At 69.7% G+C, this 26,504-nt stretch carries 30 protein-coding genes; 14 read left to right on the top strand and 16 right to left on the bottom strand.

Annotated elements, in window-relative coordinates; all coding sequences use genetic code 11:
* Positions 1 to 326 precede the first annotated feature (326 nt).
* Complete coding sequence (gene oleC / locus G4Q83_RS18895) at positions 327 to 1,979, bottom strand: olefin beta-lactone synthetase (RefSeq protein ID WP_128420263.1); 1,653 nt, start codon at positions 1,977 to 1,979, stop codon at positions 327 to 329.
* A gap of 281 nt (positions 1,980 to 2,260) precedes the next feature.
* Positions 2,261 to 2,785, bottom strand: coding sequence for a short chain dehydrogenase (locus tag G4Q83_RS18890; protein WP_246432169.1), 525 nt, complete (start codon positions 2,783 to 2,785; stop codon positions 2,261 to 2,263).
* 100 nt (positions 2,786 to 2,885) lie between these two features.
* On the opposite strand from G4Q83_RS18890, the gene G4Q83_RS24110 reads away from it, so the two are divergent.
* The 3 genes from G4Q83_RS24110 to G4Q83_RS18880 all read left to right on the top strand — a co-directional run bounded on the left by G4Q83_RS24110 (position 2,886) and on the right by G4Q83_RS18880 (position 4,268).
* Entirely contained in the window at positions 2,886 to 3,059 is a 174-nt protein-coding gene (locus G4Q83_RS24110) for a helix-turn-helix domain-containing protein (RefSeq protein WP_281401981.1), read from the top strand.
* A complete protein-coding gene (locus tag G4Q83_RS18885) occupies positions 3,029 to 3,781 on the top strand; it encodes a LysR substrate-binding domain-containing protein (protein WP_281401980.1) in 753 nt (250 codons plus the stop codon). Before G4Q83_RS24110 ends, G4Q83_RS18885 begins: the two co-directional genes overlap by 31 nt.
* 103 nt (positions 3,782 to 3,884) lie before the next feature.
* Complete coding sequence (locus tag G4Q83_RS18880; RefSeq protein ID WP_128420262.1) at positions 3,885 to 4,268, top strand: YkgJ family cysteine cluster protein; 384 nt, start codon at positions 3,885 to 3,887, stop codon at positions 4,266 to 4,268.
* 9 nt (positions 4,269 to 4,277) lie between these two features.
* On the opposite strand, the gene G4Q83_RS18875 is transcribed toward G4Q83_RS18880, so the two are convergent.
* The 8 genes from G4Q83_RS18875 to G4Q83_RS18840 form a co-directional block, all read right to left on the bottom strand.
* A complete protein-coding gene (locus G4Q83_RS18875) occupies positions 4,278 to 4,868 on the bottom strand; it encodes a hypothetical protein (protein WP_128420261.1) in 591 nt (196 codons plus the stop codon).
* The gene (locus G4Q83_RS18870; protein ID WP_128420260.1) at positions 4,868 to 6,022 is read right to left on the bottom strand and encodes an AAA family ATPase; all 1,155 of its coding nucleotides are present in this window, start codon (positions 6,020 to 6,022) and stop codon (positions 4,868 to 4,870) included. The genes G4Q83_RS18875 and G4Q83_RS18870 overlap by 1 nt, the downstream gene beginning before the upstream one ends.
* A 103-nt stretch (positions 6,023 to 6,125) precedes the next feature.
* Positions 6,126 to 7,028, bottom strand: coding sequence for an alpha/beta fold hydrolase (locus G4Q83_RS18865; protein WP_128420259.1), 903 nt, complete (start codon positions 7,026 to 7,028; stop codon positions 6,126 to 6,128).
* Positions 7,025 to 7,180 (bottom strand): hypothetical protein, encoded by a 156-nt coding sequence (locus tag G4Q83_RS18860; RefSeq protein WP_158255012.1) that lies wholly within the window; start codon positions 7,178 to 7,180, stop codon positions 7,025 to 7,027. Before G4Q83_RS18860 ends, G4Q83_RS18865 begins: the two co-directional genes overlap by 4 nt.
* On the bottom strand, positions 7,177 to 8,340 hold the full coding sequence (gene fic, locus G4Q83_RS18855; RefSeq protein ID WP_128420258.1) for a protein adenylyltransferase Fic: 1,164 nt from the start codon (positions 8,338 to 8,340) through the stop codon (positions 7,177 to 7,179). The genes G4Q83_RS18860 and fic overlap by 4 nt, the downstream gene beginning before the upstream one ends.
* A gap of 85 nt (positions 8,341 to 8,425) precedes the next feature.
* Positions 8,426 to 9,442 carry a 3-oxoacyl-ACP synthase III gene (locus G4Q83_RS18850; protein ID WP_128420257.1) on the bottom strand — a complete coding sequence of 339 codons (1,017 nt, stop codon included), beginning with the start codon at positions 9,440 to 9,442 and terminating at the stop codon, positions 8,426 to 8,428.
* A gap of 103 nt (positions 9,443 to 9,545) precedes the next feature.
* Entirely contained in the window at positions 9,546 to 9,863 is a 318-nt protein-coding gene (locus G4Q83_RS18845) for a DUF4156 domain-containing protein (protein WP_128420256.1), read from the bottom strand.
* A 126-nt stretch (positions 9,864 to 9,989) separates the two neighbouring features.
* Positions 9,990 to 12,836 (bottom strand): M16 family metallopeptidase, encoded by a 2,847-nt coding sequence (locus G4Q83_RS18840; RefSeq protein ID WP_128420255.1) that lies wholly within the window; start codon positions 12,834 to 12,836, stop codon positions 9,990 to 9,992.
* 396 nt (positions 12,837 to 13,232) lie between these two features.
* Between G4Q83_RS18840 and G4Q83_RS18835 the strand changes: the two genes are divergently transcribed.
* The 7 genes from G4Q83_RS18835 (at position 13,233) to G4Q83_RS18805 (ending at position 17,566) form a co-directional block, all read left to right on the top strand.
* On the top strand, positions 13,233 to 13,709 hold the full coding sequence (locus tag G4Q83_RS18835; RefSeq protein ID WP_128420254.1) for a hypothetical protein: 477 nt from the start codon (positions 13,233 to 13,235) through the stop codon (positions 13,707 to 13,709).
* Positions 13,710 to 13,746: 37 nt separating this feature from the next.
* A complete protein-coding gene (locus G4Q83_RS18830; protein WP_128420253.1) occupies positions 13,747 to 14,226 on the top strand; it encodes a tRNA (cytidine(34)-2'-O)-methyltransferase in 480 nt (159 codons plus the stop codon).
* Positions 14,227 to 14,543: 317 nt separating this feature from the next.
* Positions 14,544 to 14,948, top strand: a complete 405-nt coding sequence (locus G4Q83_RS18825) for a hypothetical protein (RefSeq protein ID WP_128420252.1) — start codon at positions 14,544 to 14,546, stop codon at positions 14,946 to 14,948.
* Between the two features lie 172 nt (positions 14,949 to 15,120).
* Positions 15,121 to 15,513, top strand: coding sequence for a hypothetical protein (locus G4Q83_RS18820; RefSeq protein WP_128420251.1), 393 nt, complete (start codon positions 15,121 to 15,123; stop codon positions 15,511 to 15,513).
* Between the two features lie 97 nt (positions 15,514 to 15,610).
* Positions 15,611 to 16,264 carry a hypothetical protein gene (locus G4Q83_RS18815; protein ID WP_185817262.1) on the top strand — a complete coding sequence of 218 codons (654 nt, stop codon included), beginning with the start codon at positions 15,611 to 15,613 and terminating at the stop codon, positions 16,262 to 16,264.
* Positions 16,265 to 16,363: 99 nt separating this feature from the next.
* Entirely contained in the window at positions 16,364 to 16,753 is a 390-nt protein-coding gene (locus tag G4Q83_RS24835) for a hypothetical protein (protein WP_425480294.1), read from the top strand.
* A gap of 240 nt (positions 16,754 to 16,993) precedes the next feature.
* On the top strand, positions 16,994 to 17,566 hold the full coding sequence (locus G4Q83_RS18805) for an OmpO family porin (protein ID WP_128420249.1): 573 nt from the start codon (positions 16,994 to 16,996) through the stop codon (positions 17,564 to 17,566).
* A 149-nt stretch (positions 17,567 to 17,715) separates the two neighbouring features.
* Here the strand turns inward: G4Q83_RS18805 and G4Q83_RS18800 are convergent, their stop codons facing one another.
* From G4Q83_RS18800 to G4Q83_RS18780, 5 genes are all read right to left on the bottom strand, one after another.
* Positions 17,716 to 18,741: an NAD(P)H-dependent glycerol-3-phosphate dehydrogenase gene (locus tag G4Q83_RS18800; RefSeq protein ID WP_128420248.1), complete on the bottom strand. Its 1,026-nt coding sequence runs from the start codon at positions 18,739 to 18,741 to the stop codon at positions 17,716 to 17,718.
* 18 nt (positions 18,742 to 18,759) lie between these two features.
* Positions 18,760 to 19,278: a protein-export chaperone SecB gene (secB, locus tag G4Q83_RS18795; protein ID WP_128420247.1), complete on the bottom strand. Its 519-nt coding sequence runs from the start codon at positions 19,276 to 19,278 to the stop codon at positions 18,760 to 18,762.
* Positions 19,279 to 19,367: 89 nt separating this feature from the next.
* Positions 19,368 to 19,802 carry a rhodanese-like domain-containing protein gene (locus G4Q83_RS18790; RefSeq protein ID WP_128420246.1) on the bottom strand — a complete coding sequence of 145 codons (435 nt, stop codon included), beginning with the start codon at positions 19,800 to 19,802 and terminating at the stop codon, positions 19,368 to 19,370.
* 55 nt (positions 19,803 to 19,857) lie between these two features.
* Positions 19,858 to 20,277: a hypothetical protein gene (locus tag G4Q83_RS18785; protein ID WP_128420245.1), complete on the bottom strand. Its 420-nt coding sequence runs from the start codon at positions 20,275 to 20,277 to the stop codon at positions 19,858 to 19,860.
* 37 nt (positions 20,278 to 20,314) lie between these two features.
* Entirely contained in the window at positions 20,315 to 20,785 is a 471-nt protein-coding gene (locus G4Q83_RS18780; protein ID WP_128420244.1) for a YiiD C-terminal domain-containing protein, read from the bottom strand.
* A gap of 42 nt (positions 20,786 to 20,827) precedes the next feature.
* On the opposite strand from G4Q83_RS18780, the gene G4Q83_RS18775 reads away from it, so the two are divergent.
* The 3 genes from G4Q83_RS18775 (at position 20,828) to G4Q83_RS18765 (ending at position 23,968) form a co-directional block, all read left to right on the top strand.
* A complete protein-coding gene (locus G4Q83_RS18775) occupies positions 20,828 to 21,604 on the top strand; it encodes a uroporphyrinogen-III synthase (RefSeq protein ID WP_128420243.1) in 777 nt (258 codons plus the stop codon).
* Between the two features lie 118 nt (positions 21,605 to 21,722).
* On the top strand, positions 21,723 to 22,703 hold the full coding sequence (locus G4Q83_RS18770; protein WP_128420242.1) for a uroporphyrinogen-III C-methyltransferase: 981 nt from the start codon (positions 21,723 to 21,725) through the stop codon (positions 22,701 to 22,703).
* Complete coding sequence (locus tag G4Q83_RS18765; RefSeq protein ID WP_128420241.1) at positions 22,700 to 23,968, top strand: heme biosynthesis HemY N-terminal domain-containing protein; 1,269 nt, start codon at positions 22,700 to 22,702, stop codon at positions 23,966 to 23,968. The genes G4Q83_RS18770 and G4Q83_RS18765 overlap by 4 nt, the downstream gene beginning before the upstream one ends.
* Positions 23,969 to 24,049: 81 nt before the next feature.
* Here G4Q83_RS18765 and G4Q83_RS18760 read toward each other — a convergent pair whose 3' ends face one another.
* On the bottom strand, positions 24,050 to 25,330 hold the full coding sequence (locus G4Q83_RS18760; protein ID WP_128420240.1) for an acetyl-CoA C-acetyltransferase: 1,281 nt from the start codon (positions 25,328 to 25,330) through the stop codon (positions 24,050 to 24,052).
* Between the two features lie 104 nt (positions 25,331 to 25,434).
* On the opposite strand from G4Q83_RS18760, the gene G4Q83_RS18755 reads away from it, so the two are divergent.
* Positions 25,435 to 26,322: a hypothetical protein gene (locus G4Q83_RS18755; RefSeq protein WP_128420239.1), complete on the top strand. Its 888-nt coding sequence runs from the start codon at positions 25,435 to 25,437 to the stop codon at positions 26,320 to 26,322.
* The last annotated feature ends 182 nt before the right edge of the window (positions 26,323 to 26,504 follow it).

Here is a 26,504-nt window from a genome sequence, read left to right as displayed (position 1 = left end):
CGCGCGTGCAGGCGGCGCCACCCGGCGCGCAAGCCATCGAAGGTGCGGGTCGGCGCAAGTCTGCAGCGTGGCGGCAGGCGCTCCTGCCACGGCGCTGGCGCAGCGCACGGACCGCGTCCTTGCGGAACGGCCGCCTGCCGCGCCTTGCGTTCCTGCTGCCCCGTGCCAGCCGCGCCGCGCCTCCCGCCCACGCCGCCGGCGCTCGACCACGGCTGCAAGCTCGCCCACGCCGAGGCCGCCAGCATGGCACCTGGCCATGCTCGCCGCGCTGCAACCGGCCAGCGCCGACGGCCAGGCGGCGGCCGGCAGCGGGCCGGTCGGTGGCCTCAGCGCACGCGGTCCTTGGCCCACAGCGCCAGCTTCTCGCGGCCGACCTTGGCATTGTGGCGGATGTCCACCGGGAAGCGGGGGTGGCACAGGAAATCGACGATGCCGGCGGTGTGCGGATGCGCCTGCGCCAGCGCGCGCAACTCGGCCGGCGCCGGCGCCGGCGCCGGCGCGCCCGGTTGCAGTTCGTAGCACAGCACCGGCCGCTGCGCGCCCGCCGCGCCGATCCCGACCAGCGCGCTGCGGCGCAGCCACGGCAAGGTGTTGAAGATCGGCTCGACCTGCTCGGTGTACAGCGGCCCGTGCGCGGTCTCCACCCGCTGGGTCTTGCGCCCGCAGAACCACAGTCGGCCCTGCGCGTCGAAATAGCCGACGTCGCCCATGCGATGCACGATGCGCTCGCCGCCGTCGTCCAGGCGCTCGCGGATCTTGGCGATGCGGGTGGCCGCGTCGCGATTGAAATAGGTATCGGTGGTGGTCGGCCCGGCCACGGTGATCTCGCCGACCGTGCCCACCGGCAGCTCGCGCACGCCCGACCAGTCCGGAATCGCCGCGTCGTCGACGGCAATGATGCGCACCACGTTCGGCGCCACCACCGCTCCGACGCAGGTGCCGGCGCCGGTTTCGGTGGCCGCGCGCGTGCCCTGCAGTTCGCGGCCCTCGATCGCCGCCACCGGCAGGCACTCGGTGGCGCCGTACGGCGTCCACAGCTTGCCGTCCTCCGGCAGCAGGCTGCAGATCCTGGCCACGATCTCCGGCGGCACCGGCGCGCCGGCCGAGGTCGCGCGGCGCACGTCCGGCAACGGCCGGCCGTAGTCGGCCAGCACCCGCATCAGCGCCGGCGAGCCGAACAGCTGGGTCACCCCGAAGCGCTCGATCGCAGCGTGCAGCCGGCGCGGATCGGCGCTGGCCGGGCGCGTCGGGTCCATGTCCGGGATTACCGAGGTCAGCCCCAGCGCCGGGTCGAACAGGGCGAACGGCGGGAAGGTCGGCAGGTCGATGCCGCCGGGCTGCATGCCGAAGGCGTTGCGCAGCAGTTCGATCTGCCCGACGAAATGGCGGTGCCGGTAGACCACGCCCTTGGGCACGCCGGTGGAGCCGCTGGTGAACAGGATCGCGGCGATGTCGTCGGGCGCGGTCGCCGCCAGCTGGCTGCCGGCGCCGCGGCCGGCGCGCTCGATCCGCGCCAGCGTGGTGCCGCCCCAGGCCCAGCGCCGGCCGACGGTGACGATGCGCCGCGCCGAACGCGCCCAGCGCAGCAGCCGTCGCGCCAGCTGCGCCAGCGCGATGCCGATGAACGCCTGCGGCTGCGCCTCGTCCAGGCACTGCCTGAGCGCGCGCCTGTCGATGCCCGGGTCCACCAGCACCGGCACCGCACCGGCCTTGAACAGCGCGAACATCAGCAGGAAGAACTCCGGCGACGGCCGCACCATCACCACCGTGCGGGTACCGCGGCCGATGCCGTAGCCGCCCAGGCCGGCGGCGATCGCATCGCTGCGCGCATCCAGCTGCGCATAGCTCAAGGTCGCGTCGTAGGCGGCCAGGCCGTCGGCGCCGCGGCGGCCGGGGCAGCGGATGGCGATCTGCTCGGGACGCTCGCGCGCCAGCCGCGGCAGGGCCGCGGCGATGTTGCAGGTCGTGGTCGTGGTCATCGGCCGATTATCGCCGATGGCGTCGGCCATGCCGCCAGGGCGGGTCATCCATTCCCGAGTGGGTCGCGTTGGGTTTCGCAGGGCCGCTCTTGCGCGTGCGCGGCGCGCGTCATGGTTCGGGCCTGCACACGTATCCGCTTCTCTCTTTGCTTGCCCGTTCGCGCGCAAGAGGGACGCGCCCTGTTCGGGAATGGATGACACGCTCTAGGTGACCCGGAACACGCGCCCGCTCTGGATCCCGGCCACGCGGCGCCGGTAGGCCAGCGCCGCGCGCGCCGCGCTCACACGCTTTCGAACCCCGGGAAGAACGCCGCGTAGCGTTCGACCGATTCGCTCAGCACGGTCGGGCTGACCACGTTGATGCGCCGGCCGCCACGCAGTTCGCACGCGGCCGCGCGCACGAAGCCCTCCAGCGCGGTATTGACCGTGGTGGCGTTGCTGCCGCCGCGGATCGGCTCGTTGGCGACGATGCCGCCGGTCAGCGTGATCGAGCCGCCGTCGCGGAGATGGTGCTGGCCGATCAGCGCCAGCCGCACCTGACCCAGCAACTTGTGCTGCAGGCCCTGCGCGAACTGCGCCGGCTGCAGCGTGGCGAGCTCGCCGAAGTGCAGCTCGCCGCTGGCCGAGACGATCGCGTCCACCGGCCCCAGCGCGGCGAACAGCGCCTGCACGCTGGCGTCGTCGGTGATGTCCACGGTGTGCGCGCCACGCGTGTGGACGACCGCGACCACCTCGTGGTCGCGCGCCAGTTCCTGCACCACGGCGCGGCCCAGGGTGCCGGTCCCGCCGATGACGATCGCCTTCATGCCACTGCTCCTGCGGTTGTGAGGCAGGCAGTCTGGCCATGTACCGGACGGCGAAAAATGGCGCAGAATTTCCGGCACTGCAAACCCAAGGTTCGCAATCGTGGACAAGCTGCGCAGCATCGAGGTCTTCGTCGCCGCCGTGGAGGCCGGCAGCTTCAGCGCCGCCGCGCGCCGGTTGCACATCAGTGCGGTGATGATCGGCAAGCTGGTCCGGCAGCTCGGACCCATCTGGGCGCACGGCTGTTGGAACGCAGCACCCGCCGCCAGGGCCTGACCAAGGCCGGCCGCCGCTTCCACGAGGAGGGCAAGCGCGTGCTCGAACAGCTGCGCTGGGCCGAGGATTCGGTGGAGCGCCTGGCCGCTGCGCCCAGCGGCCTGCTGCGGATCAGCGCCGCCACCACGCTGGGCGAATGCGTGATCGCCGCGGCGGTGGCCGAATACCAGGCACGGTTCCCACAGGTGCGCATCGAACTGGAACTGAGCAACAGCGTGGTCGACCTGATCGAGGACGGCATCGACCTGGCGATCCGGGTCGGCACGCTCGATCCCGCCCTGAACCTGGTGGCACGCCCGCTAGGCCACTACCGCATGGCGATCTGTGCCGCGCCGGCCGACCTGGCGCGCCACGGCGTGCCGGCCACGCCCGCCGACCTGGCCGCGCACCGCTGTCTCGGCCACGCCGCCTGGAACCCGCGCTCGGCCTGGCGGCTGGCCTCGCCAGGCACGAGTGCAAGCTGGCCCACCGAGACCGCCCTGCGCTGCAACAGCAGCGCCGCGCTACGCCAGGCCGCGCTGCATGGCGCCGGACTGCTGTTGCAGCCGCAGGTGCTGGTGGCCGAGGACCTGGCCGCCGGACGCCTGGTCGCCGTGCTCGACGCCTACCTGCCGGCCAGCCGGCCGGTACACGCGCTGTACCGGCAGGACCGCCAGCCGCTGCCCAAGCTCGCCAGCTTTCTGGCCTTCCTGCAGCAGTACGCATCGCCGCGATGGGCCTGATCCGACGCAACATGCTGAACGCCGGCGTGCTTGCGGCGCGCGCCAGTTCGGTCAGAATGCCGCGCCCCCCCAACGCTGTTTGCCGCGCAAGGCCCGGCCTCCCATGGCACATCCCTGCCTCACCTGCGGCGCGTGCTGCGCCTACTTCCGCGTCAGCTTCCACTGGAGCGAGGCCGATCCCGCGCTCGGCGGCAGGGTCCCCTGCGGCCTCACCGAACCGCTGCGCAGCCACGAGCGGGCGATGCGTGGCACCTCGCAGGCGCAGCCGCGCTGCGTGGCGCTGGATGCGCAGATCGGCCGCTACAGCCGCTGCACGATCCACGACCGGCGCCCGTCGGTGTGCGCGGCGGTGCCCGCGTCGCTGGAGTTCGGCGAGCGCAGCGCCCAGTGCGACAAGGCGCGGCTGGCGCACGGCTTGCCGCTGCTGACCGCGAGCCACTGGGAAGACGTGACCCAGATCGAGCGCAATCCGCTGCCCGGTCTCTGACCCGGGAGTTCACGGCGCCGCCAGCGCGGCGAGCCGGATCATGGCACGCGACAGGCTGGGCGAGACCCGCGATGCTTCCGAAGGGCGCCAGTGACGCGCGGCGAAGTCGCACAGGTGCACGTTGTAGCCGACACCCGGCTTGTTGCGATCCCGTTCGGAAATCAGCTCTTGCCGGAGCAAGCGCTTGGACGAACGCGCGGCCAACGCCAGTATTTGGCGCTTGGGATCGACAAGCCCGTCCGGATTGTCCGGCACCTTCGCTCGAGAAACATGCAGGAAGTCTGCCAGTGCCTGGCTGTCCGCCAACAGCCAACTTTCAGCTTCCGTCACGGCAAAGCGGAGAGAAAATCCGCGCGGAGCCCCCTGGGGCAACCAACGCGCGAGCAGATCCTTGACGCAGGCGCCGTCGGTATCGGCCACGCACAAGACCAGTCCCATGTTGGCAAGTCCGAAGTAACGGCGCAGGTTCGACTGCAACCTGGTGACGCCCTTGGTATCGATGGCCGGCATCGCTGGCGGGATCCCGGTTGCCTCGACCACCATCCGGGTTCCCAGCGCACACGTCAGCGCATCCTCGCCGATGACATGCACCTGCCGCATCAGAACAGCCCCATCTGTTCGATCCGCTCAGGGCGCGTTTTGGGAAGCAGGACTTCGGCCGGGTTCAGGCCGCTTTCCATGGCCGATTCTTCTTCTTCGCTGGGCCCGCGAACGGTGGTGCCGTTGTCGCCGGGTTCCAGCAGGACGACCGAGCCGGGATCGTTGACCGCGGCGATCAGGTTATCGCTGTGCGTGGTGACCAGCACCTGGCGGGCCGCTTTTTTCCTGCTTCTCAGCACCCGATCGATCATCAGGGGGATGTATTCCACAATCGCATCGTTCAACGAAAGCTCCGGCTCCTCCAACAGCAGCAGCCCGTCCCCCTCCTGCAGGGCCCAGAGCAGGCCGATCAGGCGCAAGGTGCCGTCGGAGAAATGCTCTTCGCGTTGCCACGCGCCATTGACGCGCCAATGATCGAAGCGCGCCTCCAGATGTGGGGCGCCGGTCACTTCGTCCTTTCTGAACTGCAGTTCGGAGAACTGCGGTACCGCGACCTGCAACGCTTTGGCGATGCGCTTGAGCCGCGCCACCTGGGTCTTCTGCCCGGTGCGTGCGATCCGCTGCAAAAGTCCCTGCCCGAAAGGATCGCTCTCGATCAGCCTGCCACTGATCTCGTCGCTGAACTTCAGGAGTTGGGGCACCAGATGCAGGTAGGTGGTGGCCGAGAAGAACTCGACCAATTCACGGAATTCGGCATTGTTGTTGATCTGCTCCAGATGCGTCTGGGTCAGACGCATCTCGTCCGCTTGGTCGCCCGTATCGGGGCGCGCCAGGAGCTGCTCGCCGTTGCGGGTCACGATCTCCTTGGTAATGAACACCCGCTGCGCGCCCTTGCCCTCCGCCTTGAAAGACAGCGCGTAGCTCCAGCGCGTCGCGTCTTCGCCCAGCGAGTTGGTCAATTCGACCTCGATGCTGACCTCCGGGTCGCGCCGGGCGTGCAGGCTGCGCAGCTTGGACATGAAGCCACGATCCTTGAGCGCCTTCTGCAGACCGCCGCCGTCGGGCTGGGCGATGGTGCGCAGGAAACGGAAGACGTCCAGGAGATTCGATTTCCCAGATGCATTGGCGCCGATCAGGTAGACGCGCGATATCAGGCCGATGTCCGCCTCGCGAAAGTTGCGCCAGTTCTTCAACCTGAGCCGAGAGATCAGCATGGGTTTCTCCAATCGGGAATGCTAGTGAAGCGCCTGCGCGGCGTCCGCGCATGGTACTGCCGGACCGTCCAAAGCGGCATGCGGCTCGAGGCCGGCCCGGCGGTCACAGTGGATGCATCTCCAGGAACCTGCGGATCGCCGGCACCAGCACCTCGTGCTTGTCTTCGAGCACGTAATGGTTGGCGTCCTCGAACGCCATGACCTCGGCCTGCGGCAGCGCCTGGCGGAAACCGGCCAGAAAATGGTGGTCGAAGCAGAGGTCGCGCAGGCCCCAGCCGATGAAGGTCGGGTGGTCGGCGAACGACGGCAGCGCCTGCGCCGAGCGTTCCAGCAGCGGCCATGCCTTGTCGGCCGGCGACAGCGGGATGTCCTGCATGAAGCGGATCGTGGCGATGCGGTTGGCCCAGCTGTCGTAGGGCGCCACGTAGGCGCGGCGCACGGCGGCGGGCATGCGCCGCGACACGCCCAGCCACGAGGCCCCGGCGGAGAACGCATTGAAGGTGCGGATGAACCACTCGCCGGGGCGCCAGTGCCGCCCCATGGCGATCTGCCACGGCATCGGCTTGGCCGCCGGCAGCGGGAACGCGGCGGTGTTGGTGATCACCAGCCGCTTGACCTGCGCGTGGTGCGACAGCGCCCAGCCGAAGCCAATCATGCCGCCCCAGTCGTGCACCGCCAGCGTCGCCGGCCCGTCGATGCCCAGATGCCGCAGCAGCGCATCGAGATCGTCCACCCGCGACTGCAGCGTGTAGTCGTAGCCCGGCCGCGCGCCCGGCGCGTCGTCCGGCTTGTCCGACAGGCCCATGCCGATGTGGTCGGGCACGATACAGCGGTAGCGGTCCGACAGGCCGGCCACCAGATGGCGCCACAGGTAGCTCCACGACGGATTGCCGTGCAGCATCAGCACCACCTCGCCGTCGCGCGGGCCTTCGTCGAGGTAGGACATCGCCAGCCCGGGGCGGACCTGGAAGCGCTGCGGGGTGAAGGGGTAGCCGGGGTAGTTCATGCAAATCGCATCCGATCGAGATCGAAGGAGCCTGCACTTCGTAGGCGTCCGCCCAACTCGCGCAGGTAGAAGAAATCACGCTCGCCGCGCTCACGTCCCACCATGACGACTGCGCCATCGTCTCGATGGATCGCACCGTGCTTGCCGATCACGCCACCGATTCCTCGTCAGGCGCAGCCACGCGGTAGGCGGGCAGCCGATGATCGTCGTTGGAGAGCAGGCGCAGGAATGCCGGGTGCAGGAACAGCTTTTCCTTGCCCAGGCGCTGCTCCTGCAACACGCCAATCTCCACCAACTCCTTCAACTGACGCGCAGCGGTCTGCCGGGTCACGCCCACCAGTTCCACGACGTTCTGGATGCGACAGTAGGGCTGGTTGAAGATCACCTCCACCAGCTCTCGGCTATAGGCCTTGGGCGCATGGTTGCGGATGTGGTCGCGGGCCTGCGCCTCCAACCCGCGGATCGCCTGGATCTTGGCTGTAGTCCACGTCGCCGTCTCGGCCACGGCGCTGAGCATGTACTGGATCCATTCGGCCCAGCGGCCATGCCGGGTCACGTCCAGCAGCAGGCGGTAGTAGTCGCTGCGGTGGCGGATGATGTAGCGCGACAGAGACAGCACTGGCAGGTCGAGCAATCCGTGCTCGATCAGCATCAGCAGGTTCAGCACACGCCCGGTGCGGCCATTGCCGTCGGTGAAGGGATGGATGGCTTCGAACTGATAATGCGCGACCGCCATGCGAATCAGCGGGTCGATGTCGGTGTGCTCGTGGATGAAGCGCTCCCAGTTGGCCAGTTTGTCGCGCAACAGCGTTCCGCCCACGGGCGGGGTATAGATGACCTGCTGGGTCCGGTCGTTGGCCAAGGCCGTACCGGGGACGCGGCGGATCTGCATCTGCACCGCCTTGATCCTGCTGCAGACGACGACCGCGGTCTCCGTGCAGAGGGGGCCCTGCTGCAACGACTGGAAACCTTCGTAGAGCGCACTGCGGTAGCGCAATGCCTCCTTGGTGGCAGGCTTCCGTGCCTTGTCCTGATCGTCGGCGTAGCGGAACAGCTCGTCCGTCGTGGTGACGATGTTCTCGATCTCCGAACTGGCCTGAGCCTCGAGGATCGGAATCGTGTTGATCAGCACAGCAGGGTCGGGCAGCAAGGCGGTGGCCTGTTTCAGCTCGGCCAACGCGGTGCGGGCATTGATGCAGGCTTTGAGCAGACTCCGTGTCTCGATATCTCTGGTTGGCGGAAGCAACGGGAGATCGTTGTACGGGAACTTGGCCTTGAACTTCGACACGTCTTCCATGGCGGCGTCAATCATGTTCGGAAAGCGAACATGATGCAATAACATGTACTAAAAATCCACTTTTTTTAACGCGTTCTGCGCTTCACCAAGCCCGTTTCCCCTACCAGACCACCTCGGCCATCGAGCAGTTCAGGCCCGAGCCGATGCCCATCAGCGCGATCCGGTCGCCCTTCTTCAGGCGCCCCAGCTCGCGCAGCTTGCTCAGCACGATCGGCACGCTGGCCGGGCCGATGTTGCCGTGCTCGCCGAAGATGGTCATCACCTTCTTCGGGTCGATGCCGAAGTTCTTGATGAAGGCCTGGGTGTGCGGCAGGCTGACCTGGTGGATCACGAACTGGTCCAGTTCGTCCACCGCCCAGCCCAGTGCCTGCCTGGCGGCGATGAAGGTCTTCTGCGCCAGCTTGATGCCCTCGATCAGCAGCAGGCGGGTATCGGTGACCATGCGGTCCAGATTGCCCCGGCACAGCCGGTTCCACTCGGTGGCCGAGCGGGTCACGCCGCCGCGGTAGCGCGGTGCGTCCGGGACCAGCTCGGCACGCGCCATCACCATCGCCGCGGCGCCGCAGCCCAGGGTCAGCGCGGCCAGCTCGTCGCGGAATTCCTGCGCGGTCACGTCCGGGGAGGTCATCCGCTCCAGGGTCTTCTCGTAGACCAGGTTGGCGGTCTCGCCGTCCACCACCAGCGCGTAGTCGATCTCGCCGCGCTCGATCATCCGCGCCGCGATGTCCATGCCGTTGATGAACGCCAGGCAGGCATTGGCGACGTCGAAGGTCATGCACTGCTCGGCCACGCCCAGGTTGCCGGAGACGATGCTGGCGGTGGACGGTTCCAGGTAGTCGCGGCTGACCGAGGTATTGACCAGCAGTCCGACCTGGGCGGGGTCGATGCCGGCGTCCGCCAGCGCCTTGCGGGCCGCCAGCGTGGCCGCGTCCGACGCCTGCATGTCCGCATCCCACATGCGCCGCGCGTGGATGCCGGCGATGTCGCCGAGCACGTCGGTGCGGATGCCGAGGCGGTCGTAGGTCGGTTGCAGGCGTTCGTTGATCTGCTTGGAGGTCAGCGTGTGCGGCGCATCGATGTGCGCCAGTCCCGCGATGGAGACGTTGTTGAAGAGCATCGAGATATACGCCAGGGGTAACGCGAGGGGGCGCCAATTCTAGCGGTTGCCCGGTTTTACCGCATCTTTAACAAATCCAGGCGAAGCGCATGACTTAACCTGTTCAGCGCACGCCGCACTGATAGGCCGCGTAACGTTGGTCGCCGCCGGCCGGCTCGCCCATCGCCTGCACCGTATTGGCGCCGACGCCCGGCGCCTCGTTGCGGGCCAGGGTCTCCAACTCCTCGCGCACCCGCAGCGGGTTGCGCTGGTAGAAGCCCACGCTGCTCTTCACCGACACCACCACTTCGCCGCGCTTCTCGCAGCCGGCCGGCGCCTGGCCTGGCGGCAGCACGCGCACGGCCTTGCCTTCCGGCGCCATCGGCACCCAGGTGCAGGCGGCGAGACTGGCAAGCAGGAACAAGGCGATCGGTAGGCGCATGGACAGGGACCGCAGGCCGAGGAACCCGGATTGTGCCGCAGATCGCTGAATTGGCAATGACGCCACGCGATCCGGGTGCCGCCGCGGGTACGGGAGCCGGCCATGGCCGGCTCCCGCGATGCCGCTTCAGCGCGACTTGCCGTCGGCGTCGATCACCGTCACCTCGCCCAGCTTCAGCGCGCGCACCGGGCGTTCGATCTGCTTCAGGTCGCCCACCACCACCCAGGTCAACGCATGGGCGTCGAGCGTCGACGCCGCCGCGCGCACCTGCGCCGGGGTCATCGCCTCGATCTCGGCCTTGCGCGTGAACACGTAGTCGTCGGGACGCCCGTTGCGGACGATGCCGCTGATCGTGCCGAGCACCGCGCTGGCGGTCTCGTAGGCCCCGGGCAGGCTCAGGGTCTGGACGTTGCGGATGCGCGCCACCTCCTCCGGCGACGGCGGCGTCCTGCCGCTGGCGAAGGCGTCGATCTCCTTGTACATCTCCTGCAGCGCCGGCGCGGTCTTGTCGATCTGCACCGGTGCCATCGCCATCCACGGACGCTGCCCGAGCGCGGCGGACGCGCTGCTGCGCGCGCCGTAGGACCAGTGTTTGTTCTCGCGCAGGTTCATGTTCAGCCGCGAGGTGAAGTCGCCGCCGAGCACGCCGTTGGCGATGTCCAAGCGGGTCGAGGCCGGATCGGTGGACGGCGGGACCAGTTCGGCGGCGAACAGGTTGGCCTGCACCGCGCCGGGTTGGTCGATCAGGTACACCCGCGGCTTGCTCGGGCGTGCCACCGGCGCCGGCGCCGGCAGCGACGGTGCGGCGCCCTCGCCCTTCCAGTCGCCGAACTGCGCGTCCAGCAGCGGCACGATCTCGGCCAGGGTGGTGTCGCCGACGACGATCAGGGCGGCCTGCTCGGGACGGATCCAGTCGCGCTGGAAGCCGACCAGGTCGGCGCGCTCCAGCGCGGCGATCGCCGGCTCGGTGCCGCTGCCGCTGAACGGGATCGCGTACGGATGGCCGGCGCCGTACAGCAGCGGCGGCAGCACCCGCATCGCCACCGCATTGGGCCGCGCCTTCTCCTGGCGGATGCCGGCGATCCAGCTCGCCTTGATCCGCTCGATCTCCTTCTGCTCGAAGCGCGGCCGTCGCAGCATGTCGGCGTACAGCGCCAGCGACGGCGCCAGGTTCTCCTTCAATGCCGACAGGTACGCGCTGCCGCCGTCCAGCGAGGCGCCGGCGCCGAGCGTGGCGCCGAGCGTGGCGGCGGCATCGGCGAAGCCGAGCGCGTCGCGCTCGCCGGCGCCTTCGTCGAGCATGCCCATGGTGAAGTTGGCGGTGCCCGACTTGCGTCCCTGGTCGGCGCTGAAGCCGCCCGGGAATTCGTAGCTGAACTGCACCACCGGCACGTCGTGGCGCTCGGCCAGGATCAGCCGGGTGCCGTTCTTCAGCGTGGCGCGCTGCAGCGCCGGGAACTTCAGCTGCGGGAACTGGCTGGTCTTGGGCGGACCGGCGCTGCGGTCGACCACGCTGGGCAGCGTGCGGTACTTCGGATCGGCCGGCGGCGGGTTCAGCGGCGTCGGCTGCACCGCCGGCTCCTCGGCCAGCGCCACGCGCTCGCCCGGCTCCACCACCAGGGTGTGGTCGCCCTTGCCCAGCCACTTGCGACCCACCGTCTTCAGGTCGCGCGCGCGGGTCGACTCGATCGTGGCCAGCGAGGTGCGGAAGCAACCGGGGTCGCCGGTGAACACCGCGCACTCGGCCAGCGCATCGGCCTTGCCGCCGAAGCCGCCGATGCGCTCGATGCCGCGCACGAAGCCGGCGCGGAACGCGGTCTTGGCGCGCAGCAGTTCGTCCTTGTCCGGGCCCTTGTCGAGCAGCCGGCGCAGTTCCTCGTCGATCACCGCCTCGACCCGGGCCGGATCCGCACCCTGCTTCACCGTGGCGACGATGCCGAAGCTGGAGCCCAACTGCGACGGCCATACGCTGGCGCTGATCTGGTCGACCAGTCGGTCCGCGTGCACCAGGCGCCGGTCCAGCCGCGACGACTTGGCCCCGCCCAGCACCTGCGCCAGCAGCTGCAGGCGGTCGATGTCCTCGGTGCCGGTCTGGGCCACGTTCCAGACGCGGTAGATGCGCGCCTGCGGCACCTTGTCGGTCAGCGTCTCGCGGCTGGATTGTGCGCGCCGGGCCACGTCGACCTGCGGCTGCGCCATGCTCGGGCCGGCCGGGATGTCGCCGAAGTAGCGCGCCACCTTCTCCTTCGCGGTGGCCACGTCGATGTCGCCGGCCAGCACCAGCACCGCATTGTTCGGGCCGTACCAGGTGCGGAACCACTGCTTGACGTCGGCCAGCGAGGCGGCGTTGAGATCGTTCATCGAGCCGATCACGCTGTGGTGGTATGGGTGGCCTTGCGGGTACAGCGCGCGGCTCAGCCTGTCCCAGGCCTGGCCGTAGGGCTGGTTCTCCCCCTGGCGCTTCTCGTTCTGGACCACGCCCCGCTGCTCGTCGAGCGCGGCCTGGTCGATGGCGCCGAGCAGGTGGCCCATGCGGTCCGACTCCATCCATAGCGCCATGTCCAGCGCAGTGGTCGGCACGTTCTCGAAATAGTTGGTGCGGTCGCTGTTGGTGGTGCCGTTCTGGTCGGTGGCGCCGGCCTGCTTGAACGGTTCGAAGAATTCGCCGGGATGATTCTCGCTGCCCTGGAACATCAGGTGCTCGAACAGGTGCGCGAAGCCGGTGCGCCCGGCCGGCTCGTCCTTGGCGCCGACGTGGTACCAGAGGTTGACCGCCACGATCGGCGCCTTGCGGTCGGTATGCACCACCACGCGCAGGCCGTTGGGCAGGGTGAACTGCTCGAATGCGATGTCCACCTTCGCGGCGGCCGGCTGCTTGGCCGCACTCGAGGGCGGGGCGTAGCTCAGCGCGCCGAGCGCGGTGGACAGGGCGATGGCCAGCAGCGCCCCACGCGGGCGGATCGACACGGTCATGCAAGTTCCTTTGGCAATGGGCGGAAAGACGGCGGATGTCGATCGTAACGGCCAGGCCCGCCGCGGCGTATCCCGTCGACGCGGTACCGGGCCTTCGCGGGCGCCCTCGGCCCCGGGCCGCAATGCGCCGCGCAGGGCCGGACCATCCGGGTGCGGACGTACGCCGGCGACCGGAGTGTCCGCGGACGGACAGGTTTTCCATGGAATTTCCCTGTTGAAACAATGCACTGGCATTGGCATGCGCTCTGCTTGCCAGACCCGCCTGCATGATCGGCTCGGAAAAATTTGAACAAAAGATGAACGAATAGAAGTGAACAAAAAAATAACTTGCGCCACAAGTATTAGTGTACTACATTACCAGTACACCACATATCAATAACACTAACGAGACCCGCCATGAAAACGCCTTCTTTCGCCCTGGCCTTCGCCATCGCCGCCCTGCTCGCTCCCCCTGCGATCGCCGCGCCGGCCATTGCGACCCTGGACACCGTCCAGGTCCGTCCCTCTGCCGAGCAGGTCGCCCAGCGCGTGGTCGAGCGCGACAGCGGCATCGCCACCCTGGCCGCGGTGCAGGTGCGCCCCTCCGCCGCGCAGCTGGCGCAGCGCGACGCCGAACTGGCCGGCCGCATCGCCACGCTGGCTGCGGTGCAGGTGCGTCCGTCCGCCGACCAGGTCGCCCAGCGCGATGCGGAGCGGGCGACGGGCCGGCGCGTGGTCACCCTGGTCACCGTGCAGGTCCGCCCGAGCGCCGATACGCAGCGCGCCTTGGCGATCGGCAGCGTGGTCGACGGCGCCCTGGACGGCACGATGCTGCAACTGCAGCCGAGCCTGCAGCGCCTCGGCCAGGACCTGGCCACGCGCATGGCGCGCTGAGCCGACGCAGGCCGGAGCCGGCGCGTAAACTGCGCCGATGACCGCCACGCCCACGCTGCACGTCCTGCTGTGGCAACCCGAAATACCGCCTAACACGGGCAATGCCATCCGCCTTTGCGCCAATACCGGCGCGCAGCTGCACCTGATCGAACCGCTCGGCTTCGACCTCGGCGACAAGCAGCTCAAACGCGCCGGCCTAGATTACCATGAGTATGCCCGCCTGCAGGTCCATGCATCGCTGGAGGCCGCCCTGCAGCGCATCGCCCCACGCCGCCTGTTCGCTCTGAGCACCCGCGGCAGTACCCGCTACGACACGCCCGCCTTCGCCGACGGCGATGCGTTCCTGTTCGGTCCGGAAACCCGCGGCCTGCCCGCCGACGTGCTCGACCGGGTTCCTCCCGGGCAGCGCCTGCGCCTGCCGATGCGCCCGCACAACCGCAGCCTCAACCTGTCCAACGCCGTGGCGGTGGTGGTGTTCGAAGCCTGGCGGCAACTCGGCTTCCCCGCCGCCGGTTGAGCCCGCGGCTCCCGTCGCCTGCGCCGCCCGGCAGGCGATTCCAACGCCTGCGTCCACTGGCTCCCGCCCGCCATGGCCCCGCCGCGGGCCATGCACCCGGGGCATCGTTCGCCGTGGCAGCGGCGCGGCGCAGCGCCTTGCTGCCGGGTTCGCACGCAGGGCGCAGCAGGGTGGCGATCCTGCGGACCGTTCGCGTCCGCCGGCAGGTTTCCGGAAGGCGACCTGCCGGCCTGGCACGGCATCGTCTGCGGCAAGCGGAAAGCCGGCAGGCGTCGTCTCCCGCTCCCGCAGCGGCACTCCAACCAGGACGAGGCGCTATGAATTTCCGGCACATGGTCACCGTCAACTTCCAGGGCATTGCCATCGCATTCGTACGCGGCGATCTGCCGACCGGCGATGCCGGCGCAGGCATGCTGGCGACGGACATCTACTTCAACATTCTGGCGCTGAGCGTCGACTCGCAGCACGACGCGATGGACTGGACCGGGTTCCAGCCCCTGTCCTTGCCCGATGCGGTGCGCCCAGCCGGCATGAGCCTGGTGAACGTCCCGGTGACGTACCGCCACGACCAAGCGATCGAGGGCTTGCAGGACGCCGGACAGCCGTTCCGGGTGGTCACCGATCAGCAATATCTCTATCTGTTCCGCCAGGCCAAGAAGGGGACGCTGCTGCTCAACCGGCTACGCCTGATCCGGCAGACGGCCAGCGGCAACGACCACTAGGTCGCCTATGCATTGGAAGCTGCCTGGGAAACGCGCTTCCAGCGCAGCACCAAGGCCGACATCCCCGCCGACCGACGCGACAGGCAGTCCTACCTGTCGATGGAACGCATGCCCTTCCTGAAACCGGCGTTCGAACTGTTCATGATCGATGGGCTGAGCGTCGGCAACTTCGATGTCCAGTTCCTGCCGCGTGCGGCCGGTACCCCTGCTCACCTGCGCGGTGTTCGTCAGCCTGCGCGACCGCGCGGCCTCGCTCAACGCGAGCGCGGAACTGGAACTCGGCGCCAGCCAGATCCAGGCGGCGGACGGCCTGTTGCATGACGCGATCGGCGTGCTTGCCTCGCTGCCCAACAAGGCGCCGCCGCCAGCGAGCGAAAGCGGCGGCGGCGGCGCACCCATGCGAATCTGGCGGCGCTGGCACAACGGATCGGCGACGCAGAAGAGGGCGCACGGCAACTACGCGCCGCGCAAGCCAACGCCGAACCGTTGGCCACCATCGCAAGGCAGGGCCGGCTCGGCGAGCGGATCCAGTATGCCGAGCTGCTCATGCTCCAGGCGCAGCTGAGCGGCGACGCCGCACAAGCGCAGCGGCATCGACGGAGCGCCGCCGAGCTTCTGCTTCCTTATGTCAAGACGCACCATGAGCGCAGGCTCCAGAATGCATGGCAGCGCGCCGTGCACTGGCAGGGCATGCCTACGCTGCAGGCCGCGGACGCGGCGCCTTCCATAAAAGATCCCGCTGCGCCCGATCGAGCCTCCGCTCCAGCGCCCGATCCGCCGGCGGCGGCGGCCATCGCGTCGCTCGCCTCGCCGCCGCCCCCGGGCGTGGCGCATTGCGCATCCGTCTCCCCTCCCGGAGCGACGACCGCGTCGATCGACTGCAGATCGTCAAGCCGGCGGGATGCCCCCGTCGGCACGGCACGATGACCCACCACCCCAAACAGGAACCATCGATGGACACAGCCATTTACCCGGTGGAGTTGACAGTCGTGCGGGTGCTGTCGGGCGGCAACGCGGGAAACGGGCGTTACTTCTACAATTTCTCGCCCGACATCCTACTTTGCGAAAGCAAGGGCACCCTCGAGTACACGCTCAGCTCCGACAGTTCCGACGGGTTGAGCATCCGCACGCTGGTTCACAGCGCTTCGGAAAAGCAATTCGAAGCACCGGTCTACGCGCCGGACCGGCGTAGCGTGACCATCGCCAACATGGTGACGCGCTCCGAACTGATCAACGTCGCCGTGATCATCGTCGACATCGAGGAACCGCGCCTGTTCGTCAAGTGCGATCCGCAGGTCCTGAACATTCCCGACTGAGACGGGCACGGCGTGCCTGGCGCGCGAAGCTGCCGCGGGCGCCGGTGCCCGCCGGTGCCCGCGGCGCGGTGGGCAGGTGCAGCCATTGGATCGGAACGCTTGCACCGCTCGCGCCGCAGCGGGGTCGGCGGCAGGCCAACGGCATCCCTGTACCGGCTACCCCATGCGCCCAGCAGGCGCAGCGGTACCCGCCGCTACCGCACCGCCTTCGCCGGCGGCGACGCGTTCCTGTTCGGTCCGGAAACCCGCGGCCTGCCCGCCGACATGCTCGACCGGGTTCCGCCCGGGCGGCGCCGGCGCCTGCCGATGCCCCGCACGACCAGGCTCAACCTGTCCGACGCCCTGGTGGTGGTGTTCGCAGCCTGGCGGTCAGTTCGGCTTCCCCGGCGCGGACTGAGCACGGCGGGCGGGTCGCCTGCGCGCAGGATTGTGGCGCCTGGCGATGGGCAGTGGCGATGCGATCTGCAATCCAGCACACCTCGCGCCTGATACATGTCTGCCGATCGGCGACGCTGGCAGGCCCGGATCGGCATACCGAACGACCGCGCGGGCGGCGTGGGTGCGTCAAGCGACTGCAACCCCAAAGTTCCTGAATATCAAATCAAATTTATGTACCGGTCAGTTTTATATTCAGGAAGGAGTCGGGGTGGCTAACGGATAATTTACATATCGGCAGCGAACGGCCTCCGCCTCAGCGTCGACCAAACCAATAACAAAGGTATCCCGATCATGAAGACCTCCCTGCTCGCTCTCGGCCTCCTGGCCACCCTGCCGTTCGCTGCTTCCGCTGCCGAAGGCCTGTCCTACAACTACGTCGAAGGCGGCTACATCAAGACCGACGCCAGCGGTGGCGATGCGGATGGCTGGGCCGTCAAGGGCTCCTACGCGATCCACCCGAACTTCACCGTGTTCGGCGACTTCGACCGTCAGAAGACCGACCTGGCTGACGTCAAGGTCGACCAGTGGCGCATCGGCTTGGGCTACAACCATGAGATCGCGACCAGCACCGACCTGGTGACCCGCGTCGCCTACCAGCGCTTCGATCCCGAGTTCGGCACCACGCTCAACGGCTACAGCGCCGAAGTCGGCGTGCGCACCGCGTTCAACCCGTACTTCGAGGTCTACGCGCTGGGCGGCTACGAGGACTACGCCAAGAAGAACGGCATCAACCGGGAAGGCGAGTTCTACGGCCGCCTCGGCGCCCAGGCCAAGCTCAATCAGAACTGGGGCCTGAGCGCGGACGTGAAGATGAACCGCGACGGCGACAAGACATGGTTCGTCGGCCCGCGCTTCAGCTGGTAAGCGCTGCAACGCACGCGCGGCGCCGCGCGCGCTCCCGTTGCGCGCGGTTGCAAGCCCGGTCCCAGGACCGGGCTTCTTTTTGCGCTCCACACCGCGGCAGGCAAGCAAAATCCGGCCCGGCGCCGGTTTCCCGGCCGGGAAAGCGCAGCTCAGCTGAACAGCGTGGTCGGGTACTCCGGCTTCTGCTCGCGCGACAGCAACTGCTGCAGGCCCACCGCCGGGGTCAGTTCGCCGTGCAGCACCGCGCGTACTGCGCTGGAGATCGGCAGATCGATGCCATGGCGCGCGGCCTGGCGTATCACTTCGTCGGCGGTCTGCACCGATTCGACCACCTGGCCGATCGCGCGAATTGCGTCCTGCAGGGGCTGTCCCCGGCCCAGCGCCAGGCCCAGGCGCCGGTTGCGCGACAGGTCGCCGGTACAGGTCAGCACCAGGTCGCCGAGTCCGGCCAGGCCCATCAGCGTCTCCGGCTTGGCCCCGATTGCCGCGGCCAGCCGCAGCATCTCGTTGAGGCCGCGGGTAATCAGGCCGGCGCGGGCGTTCAGGCCCAACGCCATGCCGTCGGCTACGCCGGTGGCCACGGCGAGCACGTTCTTCATCGCCCCGCCCAGCTCGGCGCCGACCATGTCGTCGCCGGTATAGGCGCGGAACGTGGGACCGTGCATGGCATCGGCGACCTGCTGCGCGAATGCGGCATCGCCGTGCACGGTCACCGCGGTCGGCAGGTCCAGCGCCACTTCCTTGGCGAACGACGGCCCGGTCACCACCGCCAACGGTACGTCCTCGCCCAGGATTTCCTGCGCGACTTCGTGCAGGAAGCGCCCGGAACCGGGCTCGAAGCCCTTGGTCGCCCAGGCCACGCCAGCCTGCGGCGGGCGCAGCGGCGCCAACTGGTGCAGGGTCTCGGTGAACGCGTGCGAGGGCACCGCCACCAGGATCCAGTCGGCACCGTGCACGGCCGCCGCCAGATCGGTGGTGGCCTGCAGGGCCGTCGGCAACGGGATCTGCGGCAGGTAGCGCGGGTTCTCGTGGCGTTGCCCGATCGCCTCGGCGACGGCCGCGTCGCGGCCCCACAGCAAGGTCGGGAAATCATGCCGGGCGACGAGCGCGGCCAGTGCCGTGCCCCAGGAGCCTGCGCCGAGCACGGCGATCTTCTTCGCGGCGTTATCGCGCATGCGCAACGGCGGACACGCTCAGGCGTTGCCGGCCGGCTCCGAGTCGGCCAGCGACTGGGTCTCGTCCTGCTGCGCGCGCTGGCGCAGGGTCTCGGCGTACAGCGCTTCGAAGTTGATCGGCTGCAGGAAGAACGGTGGGAAACCGCCGGCCTGGATCAGTTCGCTGACCAGCGCGCGCACGTACGGGAACAGGATGTTCGGGCACTGCGTGCCGAGCAGCACGTCCACCGCCTGCGGGTCCAGGCCGACCAGGCCGAACACGCCGGCCTGCTGCACTTCGGCCACATAGGCGGTCTTGCCGGCGGCGGTACAGGTCAGGGTCACCGCGAGCACCACTTCGAAAGCCTGCTCGTTCAGGCGCTGCACGCGCTGGTTGAGGTTGAGCTGCAGCTCCGGCTGCACGTTGTCGTTGAACACGGCCGGCGCGTTCGGCGACTCGAAGGAAACGTCCTTGACGTAGATCTTCTCGATGGTGAAAGCGGGGCCGGACGCGGCTTCGGCCGGCGCCGCGGCGCCGTTGTTGGTGACGTCGGACATTTCTTGACTCCGGTGGATTCAGGGAACAGAAAGAATCGGGATTATCACATGCCGGCCGCAGCCTGCAGCCCGCGCGGCCGCAGGCACGGTCAGCGGCCCTTGACCAGCGGCAGTTCGGCCTGCTGCCAGGCGGCGATGCCGCCGTCGAGCACGTAGACCTGTTCGAAACCGGCCTTCTTCAGCCGCTTGGCGGCGGCTTCGGCGGTGTTGCCGGTGCGGCACACCAGCACCACCGGCGTGGACTTGGCGTTGGCCACCAGCTTGTGCTCGGCACCGAACTGGCTCGGGGTCGCGTTGCGGCTGCCGGCGATGTGGCCCTTCTCGAAGTCGGCCGAGGCCGACAGGTCGACCAGCACCGCGTCTCCGGCATTGATCAGGCGGGTCAGTTCGGCCGGGCGCAGGGTCTTGAAGCCGCGGAACAGGCGCGCGATTTCGGTGACAATCAGAGCGATGGTCAGGCCGATCAGGGCCAGGGCCAGCATCGGATTGTGGCCGGCGAAGGCCAGCAGTTCTTCGAAGTTCACAAAGGATAGGGGGGCTGGAAGCGGGCGCCGATTGTCGCACAGCCGGCCGGCGGCGCTACTGGCCGTTCCACAAGTCCGGCAAGCCGTCCAGCAGCCACCAGGTCTTGGCCTGCGCATCCCAGTGCCAGCGCTCGCGGTAGCGCACGATGCGCTCGGCCTGGGTATTGCGGTTGATCACGCCCAGTTCGATGTCGCGCACCACGTCGCCCTCCAGCGCCCCGACCCGCCCCACCTTGTAGGAGGACACCTGCACCTGGCGGTAGCGCTCCCGTTCCAGGTCGGTCAGCGGGTGCGCTTGCCGGTAGGCCGGGTCCACCACTTCCCAGGCCGTCTCGAACTCGCTCCAGCGCAGCGCTGCGCCGTAGGCGGTCTGCAGGGCATCGAGCTTGTTCTGCTGGCTGCGGCTGCCGGCCAGCGCGGTGCCGGCGACACCCAGCACCAGCAGCAGCGCGACGGTGCGGAACATCGAATGCATGGCGAGTCCCTGGATCGGCGCGAGTGGTGCGCGCATTTTACCTTTTCGCGATGGCGACGAAGCGGCCGCTCAGCGTCGCGGACGCGCCGGCGTCGGCCGGCCCGACCTGCGCGCGGATGCCGATGCGGGCGCGGCCGCGCTGGCGGAAGGTCCGCAAGAACGCGCTCCAGTCCGCGTCCACGTCGGCGCTGGCATGCGCGTGCAGGTCGGCGTACAACGGCGTCAGGTAGCGCACCTGGGTATCGGCGACGTAGATATCGGCCTGCAGCCCGGCACGGTGCAGTTCGCAATTGACCAGCGCCCAGCCGGCGAGGGTCATCACCGAGCCGAGGCTGCCGCCGAAGGCATTGCCCTTGTCGTTGCGATTGGCCGCCAGCGGCGCAGCCACGCGCAGGCGCTGCTCGGCATAGCCCTGCAGCGCGACCTGCAGCGCCGCCACCGGCGGCATCGCGTCGAACTGTCGCTGCAACTGCCGCAGGAACGCATCGAAAGGAAGATCCGCTGCCATGGTGCGATTGTGCTGCCGGGAGGGGCTCGCATAATGCCTGGCATGAGCGCACATGCAACCGCCGCACGCACGGCCTGGAACCTGATCTCGCTGCGCCCGCAGGGCGAGCACGCACCGCTGCGGCGCGCGGCGGCGCGGGTCGGCGCACGCCTGCTGGCGGTGTCGCCATGGCGCCTGCAAGCCTGTCGCGACGAGGCCACGCGCGCAGCGCTGGCCGTGGCGCTGGCCGCGCCGCGGGTGATCTTCAGCAGCCCGGCGGCGGTGTGCGCGGCGGCGGCGCTGCAGCCGCTGGCGGCGGCGCCCGGGCAATGCTGGCTGGCGGTCGGCGCGGGTACTGCGCGCGCGCTGCGGCACCATGGGATCGGCGAGGTCGCGATGCCGGCGCGGATGGACAGCGAGGGCCTGCTCGCCCTGCCACAGCTGGCTGCCGGCAGCGGTGCCGTCGGCCTGATCACCGCGCCCGGCGGCCGGGGCCTGCTCGCCGCGCAGTTGCAGGCGCGCAACACGCCGCTACAGCGGGCCGATGTCTACCATCGGGTGCCGTTGCGGTTGCCCGCAGCGCGCATCGCCCGGCTGCGCGCTGCGGCGCCGGGCGTGCTGGCGCTGAGCAGCGGCGAAGCGCTGCGGCTGGTGCTGGCGCAGCTTCCCGACGACCTGGCCGCGGCGTGGCGCGCGCAACCGCTGGTCGCCGCCAGCGCGCGACTGGCCGCGCAGGCGGCCGAATTCGGCTTCGTCGACGTGGCCCGCGCCGGCGGTCCGCTGCCGCAGCAGCTGGCCGCGGCCGCAGCTGCGGCCATGACGCGCTCGCCACCTCGCTGAACGCGCGCCAGCTGCCGGCTTGCGGCCGCGGTGCCGCTCACGCCATGCTCCCGCGGTGCCGTGCGTCCGGCCGTCGCCATCGTCGCGACGGGGCGTGCAGCCGACAAGGATGCTGCCGATGACCGAAATCCCCCCGTCGACGCCTCGCCGCTCCACGCGCTGGATCTGGCTGCTGCTGGTGCTGGCCATGCTGGCTGCGCTCGCGCTGGCCAGCTGGCGCGGCTGGGAGTGGTGGCAGGCGCGCAACGCGCGCGCATTGGCCGAGCAGTCCCAGCTCCAGCAGCAACTGCAGGCCATGCAACAGTCCCAGGAAACGCTGCGCCGCGACCAGCGCGCCACCGTGCAGCGGGTGCAGGACGCGGCCAGCACCAACCGCGTGCTGCGCGACGAGATGCTCGGCCTGAGCCAGCGCAGCGCGCTGCTCGAAGCCAACATGGCCAAGCTCGCCGATTCCAACCGTCATGGCGCGCAGGCGCTGCGCCTGGACGAGGTGGAACTGCTGCTGAACCAGGGCCAGCAGCGCCTGTCCGTGGCCGGCGACGCGCCGGGTGCGCGCCGCGCCTATGCGTTGGCCAGCGGCGTGCTGGAGGGCGTGAGCGATCCGCAGTACCTCAACCTGCGTCAGGCGCTGCTGCAGGAACGCACTGCACTGGACGCGCTCGGCGACGGGCCGCAGGCGCGGCTGTCGGCCCAGCTGGACGCCTTCGCCGACAGCCTGGACGCGTTGCCCACGCAACTGCCCGAGCACGCGCAGCCGCCGCTGTGGCAACGGCTGCTGTCGCCTCTGGTCAGGATCCGCCCGGCGCAGAGCGGCGTGCTGGCCGCACGCTCGGAACGGGTGGCCGCGCGCGCCGCGCTGCAGCTGGACCTGAGTCTGGCGCACGCCGCGCTGGAGCGTGGCGACGCGCGCGGCTACCGCAGCACGCTGGCCCGCGCAGGGACCTGGCTGCAACGCCTGTGGCCGGAGTCGGCACCCCTGCGCGAACGCCGCGCCGCGCTGCAGACCCTGCGCAATGCCGCCCTGCGCCCGGCCATCCCTGAGCTGGGCACCACCCTGCAGCAGTTGCGCAGCATGCGCGACACAAGGAGCCAACCATGAAACCCCTCCGTTCCGTGATCGTGCTGCTGGTCGTGATCGCCCTGGGCGTGATCGGCGCGCAATGGCTAGCGCAGGACAACCTGCGCGACCTCGGCGAAGTGATCGTGCGCACCGGCGGCAACGACTACATCTCGCCGCTGCCGCAGGCGCTGCTGCTGCTGGTGATCGCCTTCCTGGCGCTGTGGCTGCTATGGAACCTGCTCAGCTTCCCGTTCCGTGCCTGGGGCCGGCATCGCCGCATGCAGTCGCGCGTGCGCCTGAGCGACGGCCTGGGCGCGCTGCACAACGGCCAATGGACGCGCGCCGAGAAACAGCTGAACGCCGCCGCAGAAGATCCGGAGGTCAGCGCCATCGCCCTGGTCGCCGCGGTGCGCGTGGCCGATGCGCGCGCCGATGCGCAGGCCGCCGACCGCTACCTGCAACGCCTGGCCGAGCGCGACGCCGGCGTGCACGCGCTGCTGCAGGCCGAACGCCACCTGGCCCGACACCACCCGGTCGAGGCGATCAATGCGCTGGACGTGGCCGCAGCGCAGCCGCTGCCGCCGCGCGGGCTGCTGCTGCGCACCGAGGCACTGGCCAGCATCGGTCGCGCCGGCGAGGCCTATGGGCAGCTCGGCGCGATCCGCCAGCAGCAGGCCTTGCCGCTGGATGCGATCGGCGCGCTGGAATCGCGCCTGGCGGCGGCGGCGCTGCAGCAGGCGACCGATGCCAACGCGCTGGCCGAACGCTGGGAAATCCTGCCAAAGTCGCTGCGCAGCGAGCCGCCCGTGGTCGAGGCTTATGCGGTCCGCGCCGCCGCCCTGCACTGGGACGATGCGGCGTTGCGCAGCGTCGAACAGGCGCTGGAGACGCGCTGGGACGAGGGCCTGGCGGCGCTGTACGGGCGCCTGCCGGTGGAGAAGTACGACGCGCGCCGCGCCAGCGCGCAGCGCTGGCTGCAGAGCCATCCGGACAGCCCGGGCCTGCTGCTGACCCTGGCGCGCCTGGCCCGCCAACAGCAGCAGTGGCCGCAGTCGGAGGAGTTCCTGCAGCGTGCGCTGGCGCTGGGTGCCGGCGCCGAGGCCTGGGAGGCGTTCGGCGACGGCTATGCCGAGACCGGCGACGCGCTCATGGCGCAACGCTGCTACGCCAACGCCTTGCGCGCGCAGCGCGGCGAGGCCGTGCCGCCGCTGACCGACCCTGGCGCGCCCATGTTCCTGCCGGATCCCGATCCGGCCGGCGCCGAGCGCCGCGACGATCACGGGTTCCCGCGCCTGCACGAGTGAGGCCGCCGGCAAGGCGCGCAACCGCGCCCCGGCCACCGCCGATGGCGCCGCCGGCAGTGGCGCGGCGGGGTGCGCTCGCGGCTAGCGCTCGACGATCGCCACCACGCCCATGCCGCCGGCGGTGCAGATCGAGATCAGCGCGCGGCCGCCGCCGCGCTCCACCAGTTGCTTGGCCACGGTGGCGACGATGCGTGCGCCGGTCGCGGCGAACGGGTGGCCGGTGGCCAGCGACGAACCCAGCGGATTGATCTTGGCCGGGTCGATCTGCCCCAGCGGCGCATCCAGGCCCAGCCGGGTCCGGCAGTAGTCCTCGCTCTCCCAGGCGCGCAGCGTGCACAGCACCTGCGCGGCGAAAGCCTCGTGGATTTCGTAGATGTCGAAATCCTGCAGGTTCAAGCCGTGGCGCTTGAGCATGTCCGGCACGGCGATGGTCGGGGCCATCAACAGGCCCTCGCCGTGCACGAAGTCCACCGCGGCGACCTGCGCGTCGCGCAGGTAGGCCATCGGCACATGTCCATGCGCCTGCGCCCATTCCTCCGAGGCCAGCAGCACCGCCGCCGCGCCGTCGGTCAGCGGGGTGGAATTGGCCGCGGTCAGGGTGCCGCGGCCGCTGACCTTGTCGAACGCCGGCTTCAGCGTGGCGAGCTTCTCCAGCGAGGTGTCGGCACGCAGGATGTTGTCGCGCTCCACGCCGCGGAACGGCGCGATCAGGTTGGCGAAGAAGCCGCGCTCGTAGGCCGCGGCCAGCTTTTTGTGAGAGGACACCGCCCAGGCATCCTGCGAGTCGCGCGAGATGTTCCACTGCTTGGCCATGTCCTCGCAATGGTCGCCCATGCTCTTGCCGGTGCGCGGCTCGGCCACGCCGGGGAACTCCGGCTTGAGCTCGGCGAACTTGAAGCCGCGGGCCAGCGCGCGGACCTTGACGCCGGTGGTCTTGGCACGATTGGCGGCCAGCAGCCGCGCGCGCAACTTCTTGGCGTAGACGATCGGCACCTCGGAAGTGGTGTCAGAACCGCCGCCGATGCCCGACGCGATCTGCCCCAGCGCGATCTTGTTGGCCACGGTGACGATGCTGTCCAGGCTGGTGCCGCAGGCGCGCTGCAGGGTGATGCCCGGGGTCAGCGCCGACAGCCCCGACGACAGCGCCGCCTCGCGGCCCAGGTTCCAGTCGCTGGAGTGCTTGATCACCGCCCCCATCGCCACCTCGCCCAGCTGCTGGCCGTGCAGGCCGTAGCGTTCAACCAGCGCGCCCAGCGTGCGCACCGACATGCCAAGATTCCCGACATCCGCATACGCCGTGTTCTGGCGGCAAAACGGAATGCGGACGCCGCCAAGAATGGCGACGGGACGGGCTGCTGGCATGGGATTACCTCGCGCGAGGGGAGTCGGGGACATGGCCTGTACGTTAGCGCAGGCATAATGAAGCGAGTGTAGCTTTGCGCCCGCGACGGGCCAACCGCCAAGCCATGAGCCAAGCCATCGCCAACATGAATGCCCGCGGCGTGATCGCCCTGGAACTGTCTGCCGGGCGCGCCCCGGCGCATGCGGCGCTGCCGCACGCCGTGGCCGCGGAACTGGCCGAAAAGGTCGGCCGCGACCTGGCGCAGCTGGTGCCGGCGGTGCGCGAACTGGAACTGAGCCTGGCCGGCGCGCATTTCGACCCGGCCGAGGTGCTGCGCACGGGCTGGCCGATGCACCGGCGCCTGGATGAACTGAGCGCGCGCGCACCCGGCCGCAAGGCCGGCCCGCGCCTGCTGGCGTTCGGCGCCGATGCCGATGGCAGCGTACCGCTGCCGTTCCAGGCCGACGCCGCGCTGCTCGGCGGCGCGCTGCGGGTGGTGCCGTTCCTGCTCAGCGGACCGGCGCAGACGCTGGCGCCGGTCGCCGAGGCGCTGGAGGACGTGCTGCTGGCGCAAGGCATGGCGCAGCCGGATACCGCGCTGCTGGTGCAGCAGGCGTTCGCCGCGCAGATCGAGCATGCGCGCTACCTGACGGCCAACGACCTGGCGGCGATGATGTCGATGCAGTACGACAATCAGGGGCTGGCGCCGCTGTGGCCGCTGATCGAGACCGCGCTGCTGGCACCGGACGAGGAAGAGTGGCTGGCCAGCCCGCCCGAGCCGCTGCTGCGCTACCGTGGCGGCGAGGTGCGCATGGCGTTGTTCGACCCGGCCGGCTGGTGCGCGCACTACGCCCACGACCGGAAGGACTGCGACCGTCTGCAGCGGATCTACGAACATTATCTGGCGCGGCAGCGGCAACTGGCCGCGGTGCTGGAAGCGCACGGCATGCCGGTGCTGTACGTGCATTGCGAAGCCGGGCAGGACGCGCAGCGGGCGCTGCAGGCGGCGTGAATCCCGCTGTACCGCACGGCCGGCGACGCAGCCATCGCGGCTTGGATCGCGGCAGGTCGCGCTCCGCGTCGCGGCCGATGCGCAGCGCGCTCGTCGCATCGGCCGGTGCGCTGTAGGAGGGGCTTCGGCCCTGACCGGGCGCCGAAGCCGGACAATTGGCGGCTGCGTTCGTCGCGATTGAA

The sequence above is a fragment of the Xanthomonas theicola genome, from assembly GCF_014236795.1.
Classification (GTDB): domain Bacteria; phylum Pseudomonadota; class Gammaproteobacteria; order Xanthomonadales; family Xanthomonadaceae; genus Xanthomonas_A; species Xanthomonas_A theicola.
This window is presented reverse-complemented; position numbering and strand designations above follow the sequence as displayed.

Bases quoted from the DNA above. Each gene is read 5' to 3' on its own strand.
- oleC (WP_128420263.1), bottom strand. From the start codon at position 1,979: ATGACCACGACCACGACCTGCAACATCGCCGCGGCCCTGCCGCGGCTG.
- G4Q83_RS18890 (WP_246432169.1), bottom strand. From the start codon at position 2,785: ATGAAGGCGATCGTCATCGGCGGGACCGGCACCCTGGGCCGCGCCGTG.
- G4Q83_RS18880 (WP_128420262.1), top strand. From the start codon at position 3,885: ATGGCACATCCCTGCCTCACCTGCGGCGCGTGCTGCGCCTACTTCCGC.
- G4Q83_RS18875 (WP_128420261.1), bottom strand. From the start codon at position 4,868: ATGCGGCAGGTGCATGTCATCGGCGAGGATGCGCTGACGTGTGCGCTG.
- G4Q83_RS18870 (WP_128420260.1), bottom strand. From the start codon at position 6,022: ATGCTGATCTCTCGGCTCAGGTTGAAGAACTGGCGCAACTTTCGCGAG.
- G4Q83_RS18865 (WP_128420259.1), bottom strand. From the start codon at position 7,028: ATGAACTACCCCGGCTACCCCTTCACCCCGCAGCGCTTCCAGGTCCGC.
- fic (WP_128420258.1), bottom strand. From the start codon at position 8,340: ATGATTGACGCCGCCATGGAAGACGTGTCGAAGTTCAAGGCCAAGTTC.
- G4Q83_RS18850 (WP_128420257.1), bottom strand. From the start codon at position 9,442: ATGCTCTTCAACAACGTCTCCATCGCGGGACTGGCGCACATCGATGCG.
- G4Q83_RS18845 (WP_128420256.1), bottom strand. From the start codon at position 9,863: ATGCGCCTACCGATCGCCTTGTTCCTGCTTGCCAGTCTCGCCGCCTGC.
- G4Q83_RS18840 (WP_128420255.1), bottom strand. From the start codon at position 12,836: ATGACCGTGTCGATCCGCCCGCGTGGGGCGCTGCTGGCCATCGCCCTG.
- G4Q83_RS18835 (WP_128420254.1), top strand. From the start codon at position 13,233: ATGAAAACGCCTTCTTTCGCCCTGGCCTTCGCCATCGCCGCCCTGCTC.
- G4Q83_RS18830 (WP_128420253.1), top strand. From the start codon at position 13,747: ATGACCGCCACGCCCACGCTGCACGTCCTGCTGTGGCAACCCGAAATA.
- G4Q83_RS18825 (WP_128420252.1), top strand. From the start codon at position 14,544: ATGAATTTCCGGCACATGGTCACCGTCAACTTCCAGGGCATTGCCATC.
- G4Q83_RS18820 (WP_128420251.1), top strand. From the start codon at position 15,121: ATGTCCAGTTCCTGCCGCGTGCGGCCGGTACCCCTGCTCACCTGCGCG.
- G4Q83_RS18815 (WP_185817262.1), top strand. From the start codon at position 15,611: ATGGCAGCGCGCCGTGCACTGGCAGGGCATGCCTACGCTGCAGGCCGC.
- G4Q83_RS18805 (WP_128420249.1), top strand. From the start codon at position 16,994: ATGAAGACCTCCCTGCTCGCTCTCGGCCTCCTGGCCACCCTGCCGTTC.
- G4Q83_RS18800 (WP_128420248.1), bottom strand. From the start codon at position 18,741: ATGCGCGATAACGCCGCGAAGAAGATCGCCGTGCTCGGCGCAGGCTCC.
- secB (WP_128420247.1), bottom strand. From the start codon at position 19,278: ATGTCCGACGTCACCAACAACGGCGCCGCGGCGCCGGCCGAAGCCGCG.
- G4Q83_RS18785 (WP_128420245.1), bottom strand. From the start codon at position 20,277: ATGCATTCGATGTTCCGCACCGTCGCGCTGCTGCTGGTGCTGGGTGTC.
- G4Q83_RS18780 (WP_128420244.1), bottom strand. From the start codon at position 20,785: ATGGCAGCGGATCTTCCTTTCGATGCGTTCCTGCGGCAGTTGCAGCGA.
- G4Q83_RS18775 (WP_128420243.1), top strand. From the start codon at position 20,828: ATGAGCGCACATGCAACCGCCGCACGCACGGCCTGGAACCTGATCTCG.
- G4Q83_RS18770 (WP_128420242.1), top strand. From the start codon at position 21,723: ATGACCGAAATCCCCCCGTCGACGCCTCGCCGCTCCACGCGCTGGATC.
- G4Q83_RS18765 (WP_128420241.1), top strand. From the start codon at position 22,700: ATGAAACCCCTCCGTTCCGTGATCGTGCTGCTGGTCGTGATCGCCCTG.
- G4Q83_RS18760 (WP_128420240.1), bottom strand. From the start codon at position 25,330: ATGCCAGCAGCCCGTCCCGTCGCCATTCTTGGCGGCGTCCGCATTCCG.
- G4Q83_RS18755 (WP_128420239.1), top strand. From the start codon at position 25,435: ATGAGCCAAGCCATCGCCAACATGAATGCCCGCGGCGTGATCGCCCTG.